Below are 17,660 nucleotides of genomic sequence, written 5' to 3'. Positions count from 1 at the left end.
AAAATAATTCAACAATTAAGCCCTAACCTGAATTTTGAATATGACAATTTACTTTATAAAAAATTAAGCATAACAAATCTACATGATGTTCAAAACATTATTAGTCGATACAAACCAAAGAATGAGTTAGGCACTACGCAATATCGATTCAGACATGAAACCATTTATCAGGAAAAAGAAGATCAAAGGTCATGAATATCTGTATGAAATTACCCCCTATTTTGACGAAATTTCAGGGAAATGGAAACAGAAAACAAAATATCTGGGACGAAATATTGATGGTGCACCAGTCAGAAAGACACGTATCCCGAAGACCGGGGGGGTGTATGATTTTGGACAATATATACCGGCTCATTGGGCAATCCGTGAGTATAAACTATTTGAAGCACTTTTAAGCTGTTTTTCTCCTGAGGAAGTTTCACTCCTCCTGGTTTTGGCAATAAACCGGCTTATTCTTCCCTGTTCTATAAGGCAGGTAAATTCATGGCTCTCTGGTACCTGGATTTCACATTTGATTCCAGGAGTGATTGCTGATCCTATTTCAATCTTCCAACTTCTCCATACTATCTCGAATCGGCCGGTAATTGGACTTTTTTCTCGCATGTTCTCGATGATTAACAATTTTTCTGACAAACGTATCATTATGTCCGGGAGAGTAACAGATTATTCCCTTTTTAAGGGGTCACGGGGAGAAGGGTATTCCTATAAAGATCTGCTTGAAGGGGACTTGGGAATTCGGATGATATATGATCCGGAACTCAGGGTCCTTACCGGATGTGAAATGACCGATATAAGAAGGAATTTTATTGAGGAATCATTAAGTATTATAAGTTCAGGCAGAATACCAGGAGGAATTCTTTTACCAAACTGGGATTACTTTTCACCTGTCCTCATCCAAAATTTAGCCTCAATTGGGTACCCCTTTATTATTAGACCCGACATCACCTATGATCCCGCACGGACCACGATAATGGATTGGGATGAACACACTAGTCCGGGTATTGAGTGTTCATATATGGGCCAACCTTGTTTTTTAAAAGAGTGTACGGTTTTAGTTGGATATGTTCCGGTCCGTGGATATATTCTTCACAATTTAAAAAAAGAGCAAAAGATCCGCTATGTATTTGAAAAAAATCTGCAAAATATCCAGGATATGATTATTCAGGGTGAGAATGATCCAGCTTCACTGACAGAACTAATTTTTGAGGTCGCGGGAATGGAACATGAATTTTTCATCCCGGTATTCAATAATAAGGGTGTTAAAAGGAATCAAAAGATGATTACAAATGAGATTCGCAGATTGTCACGTTCTCTTGTCATGTTCCAGGGAGATTTTTCCTGGGAGGAATGCTTCCTATTGACTGATGCACGATGGAAAATTGAACGGGATATTTTCTCGCTCTATCGTGATTTCAAACGGGATCTTGAAGGGCACCAGACTGAACGGATAAAGATGGGTATGCTTTTTATCTGTTTTTTATCGGTGATGATGAAGACTTTTATCCTGAAACGGCTTGGACAGGCACATCTTGAGGGTATTTTATCATTTGATGCATTAATAACTGAACTCGTACCGATTCATGTGATAACATCACCGCACCCATTGGTGGTCCCAGCAAAGTTATCCAGAAGACAGAAGACATTATTATCGTATTTCGGAGGTATCCCCGCCGTCTGATCAGTACTCTCCTCCCCAAAAAAAATAGCGAACACATATACCATTGGAGTAACAGGGAACAGCAAAAAAAGAGAGCGAGATTACTATCCCGAAGATTATTTATGTCAGATTTTTTCGTAATATTTCTGACTTCCACATCCGGGACAAAGGCCATTTTCAACAAGGTTGTCCGGAACAGGTTCACCACATGACGTACAGATAACTGTCTTCCATTTCTTTTTATGGCTGACAGGTATCCGGACTTTTTCCCAGGATAACATTCCGGTTCCGATATCCAGAATTTCTTCCACCAGTTTCTTTTTCATAGTCATGCCATCAAAATCTGATGAATTAGCAAACCATGCTTTAAGTGTTGGAGTTCCATCAAGTTTTCCCACATCAACCTTTACTCGAAAGCCCACAGCATGATCGTCTGAACTCGGACGATTCATTGTAAGTGCAAATCTACCGATCGGGATGACAGTGAGACGATGATTTCCGGTAGTACAGTGAGTGATTACCTGCAGTGGATCCGGTGCACATTTCGTCGTTTCACACACTGCATACAATTTCTCTCCAGGGGTTGCCCCCAGAAGCTCGAGAGCCTTATCGACCATATAAATGCCAATGAGCAGACCTGGAGCAGGAAATGTATGAAAATCAATACACTGGTCGAACCAGTTAACAATGGTAGGATCACTCCCATTTTTTTTAAGCAGAGAAAGAATTTCCTCTTTTGAGTATTCGTCCCCGAGTTTGGACATGTAATTAATGTTTGACTTCAAGACATATACTAATTGATATGTTTACCTCTTCAGAAATGATCACAAACATTCGAGAGAGAATTTTCATCATTCTAATAATAAATCCATTTCTATTGATTATGCAGTATGTTAAATGAATTATGTAAAAATATTGTTGAGTATCTCACCAATAATCAACATTTTTGCGGCACCATAATTTATACTGATAACAATGGAGTAGGTAGTAAACTACTTTTAGAATATTTTCACCATTATTATAGCATAAGTGATCAACTATTCACGCGATAGTGAATATTAATATGTATGACTAAAAATAGATATAAGTAAACTAAATTAGGTTATTCCTCCCTAATTTTTTTCACCAATTTTCACCATAATTTGTGAGAAAACCGATACGGTTATCACGTCATACTCTCTATGATGTATTGCTCGGATATACCACCGGGCACATGTTTAACGTGATAGAGGCAGAATCAACCCGAATTCGTGAAGGATTTTCCCGAGTTCTTCCTTCATGAATGATTCTGCCTTTCTATATGGTTTGTAATCTCAATTTAGGGTTCGTTATTAAAAACGAATTATTAACATCTTCACAATTTTCCATGAATCAATAACAGAATGACGAATTTTCACCGATAATCACCATAATGCGCGGAACTTCATAAGAATGCATTTTACCATGGATTGGAGTTAATTTTTTGATGTTAATTCTTCTAATGTTGCACATAAATTTTGCGTGGTTTTATCATTATTATGGGGTTAATTATAATATTTATAATCCTTCTAATAATGCCTATTATGCTAACTTTTTTTGCTCATTCACCAATAAATCATCATTTTGAAGAAAGCAAAACAATGAATTTATATAGTGAAAAGAGAAAATTTCTGTTATCACGGGACTATCAGAGTACTTCAGGTCTGCATGTTCCGGGACATGCATCATATAACCGGCTATCCGGTCGTATGACTGTTCATCGGCGATTTTCTTCGTTACGAGGAGCATTATGAGCACAATTTCCATCAATCTGATTTCCGGACGTACCATTCAGCAGGGTGCGTCAATGGAAGGCGGAAAAGAGACTGACAAATACATGAAAGCCTGCGGGATCATTGAGATCGATGATTCTGACTTTAAACGCCTTGGCATCATGAAAAATACCAATGTCAAGGTAAAAAGTGAATATGGAGAAGTTGTCGTAAAGGCAATTGAAGCAACCCAGGGGCCGCATCCGGGCGTTGCCTTCATCCCCATGGGACCATGGGCAAACAGTGTGACCAGCCCTGAAACGTACAGCACCGGTATGCCCACTTTTAAAGGAGTCCCGATTACTATTGAACCAGCAGAGAAGGAAAAAGTCCTGAACTCATTGGAACTTGTCAGGGCTAAGTGCTGGGGTGATGCATAATGTCAAAAACATGTACTGATGTCATCTGTCCATTTTGTGGGACTCTTTGCGATGATCTGATTGTCACCACAGATGATGAAGGAAAAAAGATCCTGAATGTTGAGAATGCCTGCGCCATCGGAGCGGAGAAATTCCTTCATGCATCTGATCACTCACACCGGGTAACCCGTCCGCAGAAACTTCAGGAAGACGGATCCTTCAAAGAGATAACCTACGATGAGGCCATCGAATATACCGCACAGATGCTGGCAAATGCGAAAAAGCCATCTATGTACGGCTGGTCCTCAACCAATTGTGAATCTCAGAGTGTAGGACATGAGATTGCAGAACTCTGTGGTGCACTCGTCGATAATACCGCTGCCGTCTGTCACGGAACAACCCTTATTGCAGTGCAGAATGTAGGTATCCCAAGCTGTACCCTTGGAGAAGTCAAGAACCGTGCAGATCGTGTTATTTTCTGGGGATGCAACCCGGCTCATGCCCACCCCCGCCATATGTCCCGGTATTCCATCTTCCCCCGTGGTTACTTCACCGGAAAGGGTCAGAAACAGAGAAAGATCATCGTCGTGGATCCACGTCCGACCGATACCGCAAGCCTTGCAGATGTTCACCTTCAGGTTGAACAGGGGTATGACTATGAATTGCTCCAGGCACTCCGTGCAGCAGTCCGTGGAAATGAACTGACCGGAGACATTATCGCCGGAGTCCCGAAGGAAAAGGTCTACGAGGCAGCTGAACTCTTAAAGTCCGGCCGGTTCGGAGTCATCTTCTTCGGTATGGGAGTGACCCAGTCCCTTGGAAAGGATCACAACATCGATGCAGCCATCATGCTGACAAAAGACCTCAATGACTACACCAAGTTCTCCATCATAGCCATGAGAGGACACTATAATGTGACCGGTTCAGGTCAGGTCCTCGGCTGGCAGTTCGGATTCCCATACTCTGTCGACCTCTCCAGAGGGTTTGCACGGTACAACCCAGGTGAGACCGGAACCATCGAAGTCCTGAAGAGAAAGGAGATTGATGCCATGTTTGTCCTGGGCAGTGACCCTGGTGCACACTTCCCAATGGAATGTGTCAAAGAGATCTCCCGGCTCCCATCAGTCGCAATTGACCCGCATATCACTCCGACCACCGCCATCTGCAAAGTCCATGTCCCGGTCGCCTTTGTGGGAGTAGAAGTCGGTGGCAACTGCTATCGTATGGATAACGTCCCGATTGAAGCCAGAAAAGTTGTCGAACCACCGGAAGGAATGATGACCGATGAGGAGTTCCTGAAAGCAGTCTTAAAGAGGGTCAAAGAACTCAAGGCAAATTAAGGGAGTAATAATCATGAGCGAATATATCATTAAAAATGGAAAGGTCTACGACCCAAAGACTGGATTAAAAGGAGATGTTGCCGATGTCTGTATAAAGGATGGAAAGATTGCAGACAAGGTCTCCAATAAAGCGAAAGTAATTGATGCAAAGGGCAAGACGGTCATGGCCGGTGCAGTTGAAGTCCATGCACACGTCGCCGGTCCAAAAGTCAACGAAGGAAGAAACTACCGTCCGGAAGACAAACTCTTCACCTACAAGCCAACCGGAAAGAACACCCGTATGTCAGGCGGGTTCTCAATCCCGACCACCTTCAAGACCGGGTATGAATACGCCCGGATGGGATACACCACCGTCATGGAAGCTGCAATGCCGCCACTTTATGCACGGCACGTCCATGAAGAGATCAAGGACACTCCAATCATCGACGAAGGAGCATTCCCGGTCTTTGGAAATAACTGGTTCGTCTTTGAGTACCTGAAAAACAACGAGATGGACAATGTCTGTGCATACATCTCCTGGCTGCTCAAGACTACCAAAGGATATGCAATCAAGATCGTCAACCCCGGTGGCTCTGAAGCATGGGGATGGGGAGAGAACTGTACAACCGTCAATGATCCGGTCCCGTACTTTGACATCACCCCCGCAGAGATTGTAAAGGGTCTTCTGACTGCAAACGAGAAGATGGGCCTTCCACACTCGATTCACATCCACTCAAACAATCTTGGAAATCCAGGGAACTATACCACAACCCTTGATACCTTAAAGATTGCAGAAGGAGTCAAACCAAACAACAAGTTCGGTCGAGAACAGGTCCTTCACCATACCCACGTTCAGTTCCATAGCTACAAGGGTGACTCATGGGCAAACTTTGAGTCAGGAGCAAAGGAGATCGCGGATTATTTCAACAAGAACAAGAACATGACCATGGATCTTGGTTGTGTTACCCTTGATGAGACCACGACCATGACCGCCGACGGTCCGTTCGAGCACCACCTTACCTCATTAAACCACCTCAAGTGGGCAAATGTGGATGTCGAACTTGAGACCAGCTCTGGTATCGTTCCCTACGTGTACGACCCGAACATCAAGGTATGCGCTATTCAGTGGGCAATTGGTCTTGAACTTGGTCTCCTTGCAAAAGATCCGATGAGAACCTTCATCACCACCGACCACCCGAATGCAGGACCATTCACCCGGTACCCGCGTATCATGAAGTGGCTTATGTCTGACAAGTCACGTCAGGCCATGCTCAAGGGCTTTAAGAACTCTGACAAGGTCATTGCAGCAACCAACCTTGCTTCCATCGACCGTGAACTGACCCTCTATGAGATTGCCCAGATGACCAGAGCCGGACCTGCCAAATCACTTGGTCTGTATGACACCTTTGGTGGTCTTGCCCCTGGAATGGACGCCGATGTGGTCGTCTATGACCTGAACGAAGACAAGATCAAGGATGCGGAAGAGATCGAGAAGGCGTTCTCTGCAGCAGATTATGTCTTTAAGAGTGGAACCCTCGTTGTAGAGAATGGTGAAGTCATCAACAACGGAAACAAGCGTACCCTCTGGGTTGATGCCAAAGTCCCGATGAACGAACAGGTAGAACGGGATGTCCAGATGAAGTTCCTCAAGTTCTACAGTATGAACCTGAACAACTACGAGGTATCAAACCACTACGTACCAAATCCGTACGTCATTGAGGTAGATTCCAACTAAGGAGTGACAAGGAATGGATATAGTAAAACTTACCCTCACGAAAGTTCCCGAACTGTACCTTGAAGCAGAAAACATCACTCCTGACCACTTTGCAGGTAAGACTGCACAGCAGATTGGAGAATTACACGTTCACCTCGGAAACACCACTGCAAAAATCAGCGACTACTTCACTGTAGAAGGGAAGGGAGGAGCCACTGCTGCAGACACCAAGATCATCATCTCCGGGCCGACTGACAAGGTCAAGTACATCGGTATGAAGATGACCGCCGGAGAGATCGAGGTTCAGGGCAATACAGACATGTATACCGCGGCATGGATGGCAGGCGGGAAGATCCATGTCAAGGGAAATGTTGACTCATTCTGTGCCATTGGTATGACCGGTGGCGAGTTCATCGTTGACGGGAATGCAAAGAACTACCTTGCAGCTTCATACCGTGGAGACTGGAGAGGGATGCAGGGTGGTAAGGTCATCGTGAAGGGCAACGCAGGATCCGATACTGCAACCTTTATGAACGGCGGTACCATCGATATCGGCGGCAATGTTGATGTTCACCTGGGAACCCATGCAGAAGGCGGTAAGATCATCGTCCGTGGCAATGCAAAAGGCCGTGTCGGTGGTCAGATGGTCAAGGGAGACATCTTTGTCCTTGGTCAGGTCGAGCGGATGATGCCCACCTACATCCTGAAGGGTGAGGAAGAAGTCGAACTCGACGGTAAAAAACAGATGTTCCAGGTCTGGATTGGTGACATGGGCGAGCGGCATGGAAAGCGGAAAGGAGAGATCATCTATGGAAAGATCTACGTTCCATCCGGCAAGGCTGAGGCCGCTGCACCGGCAGCCCGTGCAGAAAGCAAGAAAAAATTGACCGACAAACAACTTGAACAGGTTAAAGAAGCATTCAAAGGTCAGGAGCCAACCGTCCAGCAGGTCAGAACCTACATCTATGATACCTTTGATATTGACATGAAACCCATGCAGGTCTCACGTCTTATCGACGGACTCAAGAGATAATCTTTTTTTTTTTATTTTTTTTGTGTTTCTTCGGGAAATACCATTACCGCTGATGCCTTGAATGCAATAAAGATGGTATCCCCCTCATCAATCCTGAGTTCGTACAAACTCTGAATGGTTAGAACACCAGTTAGGAAAATTCCACAATCAATTACTACCCATGCAATGGATCCCATTCGTCTTATCTTTGTTACCGTTGCCATGAGGACATTTCGTGCACTGGATTTCAAAGGTTCGCGTGAAAAGATGAGAGCATCAGGTCTGATACCACATTGAACCGGGCCGGTATATGGGGTGATGACATGTATTTTTACCTGACCAATCCTGATCACCTTCCCCTCATGACTATCCATTGCAATACCGGAGAATAAATTTTCCATTCCGGTGAAGGCAGCAACAAAGGGTGTTTTGGGGTTTTGAAAGATCTCATCAGGACTTCCAATTTGCACGATGGCTCCATTGTCCATGACTGCTGTTCGGTGCCCAAGTGAGATAAGATCCTCTGCATGATGCGTGATATGAATGACAGACACACCTGTAAGCATAGGGATTCTTGCTAACTCATTTCGCATTTTTTTATGAGTGATGGCGTCAAGAGCGGACAATGGTTCATCGAGCAGAAGAATCCGCGGTTTTATGACAAGGGCACGGGCAATGGCTACCCGTTGCTGTTCTCCGCCACTTAGGGTATCCGGACGACGGGATAAGAGGTGGGTAATTCCAAGAAGTGAAGCAATACCTTCCGTCGCTTTTCTGATGTCATGAGATGGGTGCCTGAGTTGTCTCAGTCCAAATCCAATGTTTTTCTCTATGTTCAGATATGGAAAAAGCATGTAATCCTGGTATACCATCCCTATATGCCGAAGTCGTGCCGGCCGATCCGTTATGTCAGTACCATCCAGAATTATCTTTCCGGAATCTGGAGAATAAATTCCCGCTATAGTCTCGAGTAATAGGCTCTTTCCAGCTCCCGAAGGTCCAAGAATGATAAAATATTCACTATCATCTATTGTCAGGGTCACATTCCTGAGATGAAAATCACCGAGGGTTTTGGATAATCCCATAATTTCTAGTGGCACTATACCTTCCTTTTTACTCCAAACCAGTGTTCAAAGACAAGTAATGTTCCTACCGAGATTGCCATTAAAATGGTCGCTGACGCAATGGCCAGGTCAAGATCCCCGGTTGAGATATTCAGATACAGGGCTATTGGCAATGTCTCAGTTTTCATCTTGGTTGCACCAGCGAGCATTAGGACAGCTCCAAACTCTCCCATGGCTTTAGACCAGGTGATGGTAAGTCCTGCAAGAAGAGCCTGGTGGGACATGGGAAGACTGACCTGCAAAAATACGGCAGATTCAGATGCTCCAAGTGTTCTTGCCACATGCTCATACCGGGGAGGTACTGAATCAAAAGCAGACCGCATGACTCTGATTAGATACGGAACATTTACAAAAAACTGAGCGATAACAATTGCGGTGGTGGTATACACAATATCAATCCCGATAAAGCGGAGAATATTACCGAAAAAAGATGGTCCGAAGAATATCAGAAGGGCAATACCAGCGACCAGTGGTGGGAGGGAGAGGGGAAGGCTGATGACCATACCCATGAATCCTGATGTTGGAAAGTGGTATCGGGAAAGTGCATATGCAACAGGGAGAGCAATAACGGCGCAGAATATGGTAGAGATGAGTGATGTGATCAGGGACAGTTGAATCGAAAACAAAATCTCTTCGGAAGTTAGTACCCGGATAAGGGCATGTGTGTCAGGCCAGAGGACGAGACTCGTAAATACCAGGCAGAATAGGAGTATCAGAGATCCAGAGAGGAGAATTAGAAAACCCTGAAACCAGAAGCCAGAATACACCTTAAATTTCCCTTTCATGGATTCGGGATACAGAATGTAATTTTTCGAATTATCTTGTTTACCAAAACCATATATGCATGCGAATCCGGACGACTGGATTTTATGGAGTGAGAGGTTTTATTGCATGGTACTTTCAAAAAGACAGGAAAGAGGGTGTAAAATATCCCTTTTAATAAAATCATATGTTTTTTCACTCATACCTTCAGATCAGCATAGGCTGGGTCCGGATAAACAGGGAAACCATGCTTTTTAAATACTGCCTTTCCTTCATCTGATGAAACAAAGTCTACAAATTCCTGTGCATGCTCTTTCTGTGTAGTAAAGGTGGTCCGGCCGATGGGTACAACAAGTGCAAGGCTTTCGTCATCAGGTAATTGAACGGATTCTATCTCATCTCCTTTTATCTGGTCAATGGTAATGAGACTTGCATCAACCTGCTTCAGTTTTAACGCAGTTACCACTTCATTTATCGTGGGTGCACGAAGGACGACATTTTTCTCAACATCCTCAGCAATACCCAGTTTTTCAAAAAGTTTCTGACCCTGTCTTCCTATAGCTGTTGTATTCACATCACCAAGTGCGAGCTTGAGTCCATCTTTGGTAAAGTCATAAATAGACTTAATTCCGTGTGGATTTCCTGGTTGAATACCGATCACCGGAACATGATAGGCAACATACACCGGATCAATTACCAGACTCTTATTCTCTGCGATTGCATAATCAGGAGTGCCACCAGGAATAAAAACATCGCCCTTTTTGGTCAGTTCCATCTGAGTAATAAGAGTCCCGGATCCGGCGAAATTATATTCTACCTTAATACCTGTTTTTTCTTCAAAGAAGGTTCCGATTTCTGTCATCGGCTCTTTCAGTCCAGCTCCCGCATACACAAAGAGTGTATCAGACTCTAAAGCTCCATACACCGGAGCAGACATGAACGCAAATAGGAAGAAGAGTACAAGTCCTGTTAAGAGACATGATCGATACTTCATCTGTACTACTAGCCAACTGATAACATATAATGATTTCTTTTTGATTAAAGTTAGTGACATTAAATTCATTTCATGCGAAAACCTACTTAGTAAATTACATTCAAAGGGCGAGAGAAGTATAGTAATACAGAGTATCCGAAAATGATCCTGAAAATCACTAGGAAATTTGATCCTCATTCAAGGACCTTGGTTTAAAATTATCTCCATGGAAAATGATTTTTTCAAAAGGCTACATGGATCATTATATTCCCAAATCCGGTCACAACTATCATGGAGTATTTATCGTATTGTGAAATGAACATGTATAAAACTCGGGTATGTATGGAATTCATGCAGAATAAAAAACACATTTATTTATCAGGTACTTTTAATCAGACTCAAAATACTACGCAGAACAGTTCTTTTGACACTGTACCAATATGTTCAGCTTCAATTGAGGATGCTGTCAACCTGATACGACAAATTGCTCCGGATACGCAAATCGAAACCAGATATATTGATGAAGCCGATGGCTATACCCTGGGAGCTCCGGTTTTTTGCAGATATGATATTCCGGGTTTTGATCGCTCAACAAAAGACGGCTTTGCAGTCCGGGCTGAAGATACTAAAGATGCCACACCAGAAAACCCGATCCGGTTAACCTTTTCAGGATCGATAAAGAACGGCTATTCACCTTCTCATATCCTCACGAAAGGGTCCTGTATGGGCATTACAACCGGGGGAGCATTACCAAATGGTTCAGATGCTGTTGTAATGTTGGAGTATGCTTGTTTTAAAGAAACATACGTGGAGATTTACTGCCCGGTGGTTCCGGGAGATAATGTCATCAGAAAGGATGAAGATGCGAAAGCAGGAGAAATTATCTTCCCTGAAGGAAAGATACTACGTCCCCAGGATATCGGAGTTCTTGCAGGATTTGGAATCTGTACTGTACAGGTCAGGGCCATGCCGGTTATTGGAATCCTTTCAACCGGGCCAGAACTTGTCCCTGCAGATGGGAGGCCTAAGAGAGGGGAAGTCAGAGAGACCAATTCATACCTTATTTCAGCATTGTGCAGAAAACTCGGAGCTCTGCCCAAACGGTATGGTATTGCCTGGGAGGGGATGGCTGATCTATCTAACATGCTTTGCACGGCTGTTTCAGAATGTGATGCAATCATTATCAGCGGGGGAAGCGCCCATGATGAGCGTGATCGTACGGCTGAAGTAATCTCACATTATGGATCTATCCTCTTGTCAGGTATGTCCATTTCTCCGAGGAAAAAGATGGTAATTGGAGCAATTCGAGGTAAACCGATTATTGGTCTGCCGGGTCACCCGGCATCAGTGTATTTGTTGTTATTGCTTGTGGTTTCAAATCTCATCCAGGCAATGAAAGGTTCTGTGACACAAGGCCTTTTAAAAGAACACGCAATCGCAGGAGATGACATGAAAGCTCATCCCGATCGTGAGTATCACATCCCAGTACGGATTGACAATGGCTATGTCTTTTCATTAAGCCGGAAAGCAGGTCTTGTCAGTCTACTTACCCATTGCGACGGAATTGTCCACATCCCTCAGGGAAGCAGAGGAGTTAAAAAGGGTGAACAGGTGGAAGTCATGGATCTTACCATGATTCGATCACCTTTTCATATACATCCACATGATCAGTACGATGCAAAATTATATTAAAAAAATGCAATTTATGGTGATTTTAAAAAATTTGTTATTTGAAGTATCCAAAAACGGTATCAAGCTAATTAAATTCGCCATTTTTTCTTTAAAATTAAATAAGTTAATTAAATCACAGATATCGTAAATGAAAATAAGTATTTTTAAATACTCTTTCTATCATATATGTGGTGCTGACTCTTGTCAGCAAAACTCGGTGCGGTCATCAGGTTACCTTGAGATCCAGTAATACCGATCGTGAGAAAGCTCCGAACCGGTTCCTGATGACCATTTCAATATAATTATGCCTCCTTAAAGGAGATTTTCTAGTTTTATTTCGAATTGAAATAGTTAATTATCAGGAAGAATAAGTTATTATTGATGAACAGTACACTCGGGAAGATCACCTCCAGTCACCCCCATGGACCGGATACCGTATTGTCAGATACGGTACATGGACATGATACTGGCTCAGGACTTGGGAAAGGGAATAAATCGAGAACCTTTCTTTCAGAAAAGGCAGAACCTTTTTTTGATGTTGTTACAATTGACGAAGCAGTCAGAACTGTAAGAAGCATTGCAAAACAGACCGGAACGGAGACGATTATGATTGATGAAGCTGAAGGTCGGGTTTTAGCCGAATCAATCATCACACAGGAGAATATTCCGGGATTTGACAGATCCTGGAAAGATGGATATGCTGTGATTGCACAGGACACATATCCAGCGACAGAAAATTCTCCGGTCATCCTTTCTCTTTGTGGTTCAATTGCTATGGGAAAGTCAAAGAAGGGGCAGATTCAGTCAGGGGAATGTATGTATATTCCCACTGGTGGTCAGATGCCGGATGGTGCTGATGCAGTCGTTATGATTGAATATGCAGAGCAGGTTGGTGATAGGGTCCTCATTCGCCAACCGGTTGTTGTCCGGGAGAACGTAATTGCAAAAGATGAAGATTTTCATGCAGGAACCGTTATTTACCCGGTCGCTTCGACACTCAGGCCACAGGATATCGGAGTTCTCGCTGCAATTGGGAAAACGCGGATTTCCGTCCGAAAAAATCCCCGAATCGCCATTATATCAACCGGGGTCGAACTGGTTCCTGCAGAGGCGATACCACGGACAGGTGAAGTTCGTGAGGTGAATTCGCACCTGATATCTGTTTTCCTACGAAAACAGGGAGCAATCCCGGTCAGGTACGGAATCATCAGAGATAATCTTGATGAATTAAAAAGTACGATTGAAACCGCTTCCTCTGAATGCGATGCAGTCATCGTGAGCGGAGGCAGCTCCAAAGATCGGAATGATATCACCTTCAGGGCGATTGCATCACTTGGTAAAGTATTTGTGCATGGAATTTCCATTGCTCCTGGAAAGCCTACCATTATCGGACAATGCGGAGATGTCCCGGTAATCGGTCTTCCAGGTCATCCGGTATCGACATTCATGGTAATGACTTTGGTTGCCGTTCATCTGATCCAGGCCATGAAAGGAGCACCTTGTCAGCATATTTACAAAAAGACTATAAAAATGGCGACGGACCTCAAGTCAGAAGGAGGCCGTGAGCAGTATATCCGGGTACGTATTGAAAACGATGAAGCTACACCGGTTCTTGGAAAATCAGGACTGTTAAATACTCTCCTCCATAGTGATGGAATTATCCATATTCCGACAGGAAAGGAAGGCCTTGTAAAGGGTGAAGAGGTAGAGGTGAGGCTCTGGTGAGCCGTTTTTTAACGCTCATCCCGTACCTTGCTGCACAAAGAATTCTGAAGACGTCTGCGAAACCTAGATACCTGATCAGAACGATTCAGGTTACAAAAAGTCATGGCCATATCTGCCATGAACCAGTATACTCCAGGCTTACAGTCCCGAATAGTGCAGTATCCAAAAGGGATGGGTATGTAATTAATGCCTCTGATACATTCAATGCATCGGATTCTGACCCGGTACAACTGAGTGTATTTGATCAGGTTCATACCGGGTCACCGATACCGGAAGGATTTGATGCCGTAGTTATGCATGAGGATATCAGAGAGGATGTCAATGGCAACATAACCATACTAAAACCAGCACGACCAGGGCAGAATATTCAAAAAGCAGGAAGTGAAATCAAGACCGGAGAAATGATTATTCCTGCAGATCACGTGATTTCTCCTGAGGATATTGGAGCGATGATTGGATATGGGATTACATCGGTGCAGGTTAAAAAAATTGTTGTGGGACTAATCCCAACGGGAGATGAATTAAAAGAACCCTGTACAGCACCAGGCCCTGGTGAGGTGATTGCAAGCAATTGTGAGATGTTAGCAGCCTCTCTTGTAACTATTGGTATAGAAACATTTATCTATCCCATAATACCCGATGATCCAAAAAAAATACGGGATACAGTGGAAGAAGCCGTCGGGGAATGTTCCTTTGTTATCATATCAGGTGGGTCTTCAACAGGATGTCGTGATCATACGAAAGATGTGTTGACCGCGATAGGAACAATTCTGTATCATGGAGTTGCCATGCGGCCTGGAAAAACCACACTCGCAGCGATTGTTCAGGATATTCCTGTCTTTGGAGTCCCCGGAACTCCAGCAGGAGCTCTTGCAGTCCTCCGCGGACTGATTATCCCCTGGCTTTCAGATATCGGATATCCTGTACCAATCCACCATTCCATACCGGTTACTCTGGCAGATTCTGTACCGAGTGAGCTGGGTACCGATGATTTTGTTCTGATGGTCGTAGGAAAGGTAGGTGATGAGTATAAAGCAATGATGGTTCCTCGCGAAGGTGGCCAGATCTCAGCAGTGAAATCTAATGCAGTCCTGCATATTGCCCGAAATAGTGAGGGAATAGGAAAGGGAAAAAAAAGCCTGGTTCATATGACAAGATGTTCTCCTCCACCTGACAATATCTATCTATTCTACGGGATGTATGATCCTATCCTTGACGTTCTTGACCAGTACCTCAGAAAGCTCAATAAGAGAATCTATGTTCGTGAGGCATCATTGGAATCCACCCTTCTTTCCATGCAAAAGAATACGGTTCATGGTGGCATAATTATCCGCCCCAGAAATAACGGACTGAATGTATTGGAACATGGATATACCAACACTCATCAAAAATTATGTACAATTACTGTTGCTGACCGTGAATATATTCTGGCTGCTTCTGTATTTCCAAATTATGACTCATTAAAAGAATTTGCCTTTCCAAAAATCCCGGATCATTCATTTCTTTATGAAATTCAGGAACAGTTTATTCTCAATCATCAGATAAATCCGTTGCTCATTGAAAGGATTGAACCTGAATGTAAAACCGAACTTGAGATAGTGCAACAGATAATACAGGAAAAGATTGATTTCGGGCCCTGCTCAGCATCGCTGGCATCTGAATATGATCTTTTTGGACCAGTAATTGGAAGTGAACGGATTGATCTTATCGTTAAGCAGGATGATGCACAATCAGAACAAATTAACGCGTTACAGGAGATACTATCATCTGAAGAATGGAGAAGTGAAAGTGGGCATTTACAGGGATATAATCTGAAAAGAAGCGGGCAAATATGTTGTCTGAAAGAGCACTGAAGATATCATAAAAGAAGAGGATTTTAATGGGAATTGGAGTAGATTTCATACGAAAAACACGATATACCTGCCCAATTACGACTGATCAGATGAGAGGGATTCCATCTCCTCCATTAGAAGATGATTTTGAGGGTACGGTGATCGCTCTTCCAGATCCGGATGCGGGACTTCTGGTAAATCTTGATCTATCTGTTGCGATAGAAGCCAGAGAGAGTATTCGAACATATCAGGACACCCCTCTTTCTATCGAAGACCTATCGTACCTGCTCTGGTGTACACAGGGCGTAAAATGGATAATGGAAGATTGTACCTTCAGAACCGTTCCATCAGCCGGGGCACGTCATGCAATTGATACCTACCTGTATGCAAGAGATGTACATGGCCTTAAATCAGGCCTGTACCGGTTTTTGGCCCTGGAACATAGTCTTGGGGCTATATCTGAAGAGCAGCAGATACCAGAGATTGTCTATAAGGGAGGGTTAAACCAGGACTGCATTCAAAAAGCCTCAGTTTGTTTTATCTGGGTTGCCAATTCATACCGAATGACCTGGCGATATGGTGAACGAGGATTCCGTGATATTTTCCTTGAAGGAGGCCATATATGTCAGAACCTCTATTTATCTTCTCAGGTTGTCGGGTGTGGTGTCTGTGCTATAGGTGCATTCAATGATGATGAAATAAACCACCTAATCGGTATTGATGGAGAAAAAAAGTTTGCAGTATATATGGCAGCAGTCGGAAAAATACCCCATGCGAAGGAGATGACGAAAAATCAGGGTATTTAGTCAGTACCCGGTGATTACCTCATCTTCATTAAGTTCTCCAACCAGCTCTTTTTTAAAAGATTCAAAGTCTAGAATCTCTAATTGATCCGGAAGAAGGGAATCACTCCAGGCTTTTCGATAGACCCACTTTACCACACGTTCAATGACGTTGACTACCGTTTCCGGATTTTTAACCGTAACAATATGATACCCGACACGGGGATGCCGGCCACGCCTGCCACCAATGGTGATATGATATGCAGCCGGTTCAGCCTTGATGATATGGAACGGGCATGACTGGATACACATCCCACAGTGAACACAAAGGTCGTCGTTCATCTGTATCTGTCCGTTTTTAATGGAAATTGCCTTCTCTTTACAGTACTGAACGCATGTTCCACACCCGGTACAGGTTCCCGGAACCCGGTATGGCCTGACGACTCCGGTGATTCCAATCTCATTCAGGCGCTCACTCACACAGGAATTCGGACAGGAAGAGACGGCTATTCGAAACTTTACCGGCATCTCCTTTCCGAAAAATTTCTCATCAAGAGTTTTGGCAAGAGATATTGAGTCGATCATGGCAAACCGGCACCTGTCTGTCCCAGGACAGGCAGTAATATTGACTATCTCCGCTTTTTCAGCCCCGACAGGAGTCCCGTTTGCTTCAAGATCTGTAGCAAGGAGGCCAAGGGAAGCGGGGAGAACATGGACCAGTTCGATCGTCTGTCTGGTGGTCAGATGCACCTGGGTATTGAATTTCCTGGCAATCTTTACAACACCCTCCATCTGGTCGACCGTTATCAGACCAGCAGGGATTCGGAGTCTGACAGTACAGTAATCTCCTCCGAGTTCATTGATAATGCCGCCTTTCTCATAGAGGGGAATTTTTCGCATACATATATGTCAACCTGAATGAATTAATACATCCGGGTAT

General features: G+C 43.8%; 14 protein-coding genes. 9 read left to right on the top strand and 5 right to left on the bottom strand.

The annotated features are described in order from the left end of the window. The first annotated feature begins 154 nt into the window (after window positions 1-154). A complete protein-coding gene (locus tag MHUN_RS10310) occupies window positions 155-1,678 on the top strand; it encodes a hypothetical protein (protein ID WP_011448958.1) in 1,524 nt (507 codons plus the stop codon). 104 nt (window positions 1,679-1,782) lie between these two features. Here MHUN_RS10310 and MHUN_RS10305 read toward each other — a convergent pair whose 3' ends face one another. Next, window positions 1,783-2,421 (bottom strand): FmdE family protein, encoded by a 639-nt coding sequence (locus MHUN_RS10305; protein WP_011448957.1) that lies wholly within the window; start codon window positions 2,419-2,421, stop codon window positions 1,783-1,785. A gap of 1,004 nt (window positions 2,422-3,425) precedes the next feature. Between MHUN_RS10305 and MHUN_RS10295 the strand changes: the two genes are divergently transcribed. From MHUN_RS10295 to MHUN_RS10280, 4 genes are read left to right on the top strand one after another with little or no spacing between them, the layout of a single operon-like run. After that, entirely contained in the window at window positions 3,426-3,827 is a 402-nt protein-coding gene (locus tag MHUN_RS10295; protein ID WP_011448956.1) for a molybdopterin dinucleotide binding domain-containing protein, read from the top strand. Beyond that, window positions 3,827-5,146, top strand: a complete 1,320-nt coding sequence (locus MHUN_RS10290) for a formylmethanofuran dehydrogenase subunit B (RefSeq protein WP_011448955.1) — start codon at window positions 3,827-3,829, stop codon at window positions 5,144-5,146. Before MHUN_RS10295 ends, MHUN_RS10290 begins: the two co-directional genes overlap by 1 nt. 13 nt (window positions 5,147-5,159) lie before the next feature. Further along, window positions 5,160-6,860 (top strand): formylmethanofuran dehydrogenase subunit A, encoded by a 1,701-nt coding sequence (locus tag MHUN_RS10285; RefSeq protein WP_011448954.1) that lies wholly within the window; start codon window positions 5,160-5,162, stop codon window positions 6,858-6,860. 13 nt (window positions 6,861-6,873) lie between these two features. Further along, window positions 6,874-7,872: a formylmethanofuran dehydrogenase subunit C gene (locus MHUN_RS10280; RefSeq protein WP_011448953.1), complete on the top strand. Its 999-nt coding sequence runs from the start codon at window positions 6,874-6,876 to the stop codon at window positions 7,870-7,872. 11 nt (window positions 7,873-7,883) lie between these two features. On the opposite strand, the gene MHUN_RS10275 is transcribed toward MHUN_RS10280, so the two are convergent. The 3 genes from MHUN_RS10275 to modA all read right to left on the bottom strand — a co-directional run bounded on the left by MHUN_RS10275 (window position 7,884) and on the right by modA (window position 10,731). Beyond that, window positions 7,884-8,951, bottom strand: a complete 1,068-nt coding sequence (locus tag MHUN_RS10275) for an ATP-binding cassette domain-containing protein (RefSeq protein WP_011448952.1) — start codon at window positions 8,949-8,951, stop codon at window positions 7,884-7,886. Further along, on the bottom strand, window positions 8,951-9,760 hold the full coding sequence (locus MHUN_RS10270) for an ABC transporter permease (protein ID WP_048067438.1): 810 nt from the start codon (window positions 9,758-9,760) through the stop codon (window positions 8,951-8,953). Before MHUN_RS10270 ends, MHUN_RS10275 begins: the two co-directional genes overlap by 1 nt. Before the next feature lie 176 nt (window positions 9,761-9,936). Beyond that, window positions 9,937-10,731 carry a molybdate ABC transporter substrate-binding protein gene (gene modA / locus MHUN_RS10265; protein ID WP_143709465.1) on the bottom strand — a complete coding sequence of 265 codons (795 nt, stop codon included), beginning with the start codon at window positions 10,729-10,731 and terminating at the stop codon, window positions 9,937-9,939. A 330-nt stretch (window positions 10,732-11,061) separates the two neighbouring features. Here modA and MHUN_RS10260 point away from each other — a divergent pair, with 330 nt between their 5' ends. The 4 genes from MHUN_RS10260 to MHUN_RS10245 all read left to right on the top strand — a co-directional run bounded on the left by MHUN_RS10260 (window position 11,062) and on the right by MHUN_RS10245 (window position 16,744). Further along, window positions 11,062-12,402 carry a molybdopterin molybdotransferase MoeA gene (locus tag MHUN_RS10260; protein WP_158498212.1) on the top strand — a complete coding sequence of 447 codons (1,341 nt, stop codon included), beginning with the start codon at window positions 11,062-11,064 and terminating at the stop codon, window positions 12,400-12,402. 360 nt (window positions 12,403-12,762) lie between these two features. Next, window positions 12,763-14,106 carry a molybdopterin molybdotransferase MoeA gene (glp, locus tag MHUN_RS10255; RefSeq protein WP_011448948.1) on the top strand — a complete coding sequence of 448 codons (1,344 nt, stop codon included), beginning with the start codon at window positions 12,763-12,765 and terminating at the stop codon, window positions 14,104-14,106. Beyond that, window positions 14,103-15,959, top strand: coding sequence for a molybdenum cofactor synthesis domain-containing protein (locus MHUN_RS10250; protein WP_011448947.1), 1,857 nt, complete (start codon window positions 14,103-14,105; stop codon window positions 15,957-15,959). The genes glp and MHUN_RS10250 overlap by 4 nt, the downstream gene beginning before the upstream one ends. 26 nt (window positions 15,960-15,985) lie before the next feature. Continuing rightward, on the top strand, window positions 15,986-16,744 hold the full coding sequence (locus tag MHUN_RS10245) for a SagB/ThcOx family dehydrogenase (RefSeq protein WP_011448946.1): 759 nt from the start codon (window positions 15,986-15,988) through the stop codon (window positions 16,742-16,744). On the opposite strand, the gene MHUN_RS10240 is transcribed toward MHUN_RS10245, so the two are convergent. Next, window positions 16,745-17,620 carry a 4Fe-4S binding protein gene (locus MHUN_RS10240; protein WP_011448945.1) on the bottom strand — a complete coding sequence of 292 codons (876 nt, stop codon included), beginning with the start codon at window positions 17,618-17,620 and terminating at the stop codon, window positions 16,745-16,747. It abuts the gene before it with no gap. Window positions 17,621-17,660 lie beyond the last annotated feature (40 nt).

This window comes from Methanospirillum hungatei JF-1, assembly GCF_000013445.1.
GTDB classification, from domain to species: Archaea; Halobacteriota; Methanomicrobia; order Methanomicrobiales; family Methanospirillaceae; genus Methanospirillum; species Methanospirillum hungatei.
The sequence above is the reverse complement of the archived record's forward strand: the minus strand, read 5'-3'. Positions and strand labels throughout refer to the sequence as shown.

Excerpts from the sequence above, each read along its gene's own strand:
- MHUN_RS10280 (WP_011448953.1), top strand. The coding sequence starts at position 6,874 with ATGGATATAGTAAAACTTACCCTCACGAAAGTTCCCGAACTGTACCTT.
- MHUN_RS10295 (WP_011448956.1), top strand. The coding sequence starts at position 3,426 with ATGAGCACAATTTCCATCAATCTGATTTCCGGACGTACCATTCAGCAG.
- MHUN_RS10260 (WP_158498212.1), top strand. The coding sequence starts at position 11,062 with ATGCAGAATAAAAAACACATTTATTTATCAGGTACTTTTAATCAGACT.
- MHUN_RS10285 (WP_011448954.1), top strand. The coding sequence starts at position 5,160 with ATGAGCGAATATATCATTAAAAATGGAAAGGTCTACGACCCAAAGACT.
- modA (WP_143709465.1), bottom strand. The coding sequence starts at position 10,731 with ATGAAGTATCGATCATGTCTCTTAACAGGACTTGTACTCTTCTTCCTA.
- MHUN_RS10245 (WP_011448946.1), top strand. The coding sequence starts at position 15,986 with ATGGGAATTGGAGTAGATTTCATACGAAAAACACGATATACCTGCCCA.
- MHUN_RS10240 (WP_011448945.1), bottom strand. The coding sequence starts at position 17,620 with ATGCGAAAAATTCCCCTCTATGAGAAAGGCGGCATTATCAATGAACTC.
- MHUN_RS10310 (WP_011448958.1), top strand. The coding sequence starts at position 155 with ATGAAACCATTTATCAGGAAAAAGAAGATCAAAGGTCATGAATATCTG.
- MHUN_RS10290 (WP_011448955.1), top strand. The coding sequence starts at position 3,827 with ATGTCAAAAACATGTACTGATGTCATCTGTCCATTTTGTGGGACTCTT.
- MHUN_RS10305 (WP_011448957.1), bottom strand. The coding sequence starts at position 2,421 with ATGTCCAAACTCGGGGACGAATACTCAAAAGAGGAAATTCTTTCTCTG.
- glp (WP_011448948.1), top strand. The coding sequence starts at position 12,763 with ATGAACAGTACACTCGGGAAGATCACCTCCAGTCACCCCCATGGACCG.
- MHUN_RS10270 (WP_048067438.1), bottom strand. The coding sequence starts at position 9,760 with ATGAAAGGGAAATTTAAGGTGTATTCTGGCTTCTGGTTTCAGGGTTTT.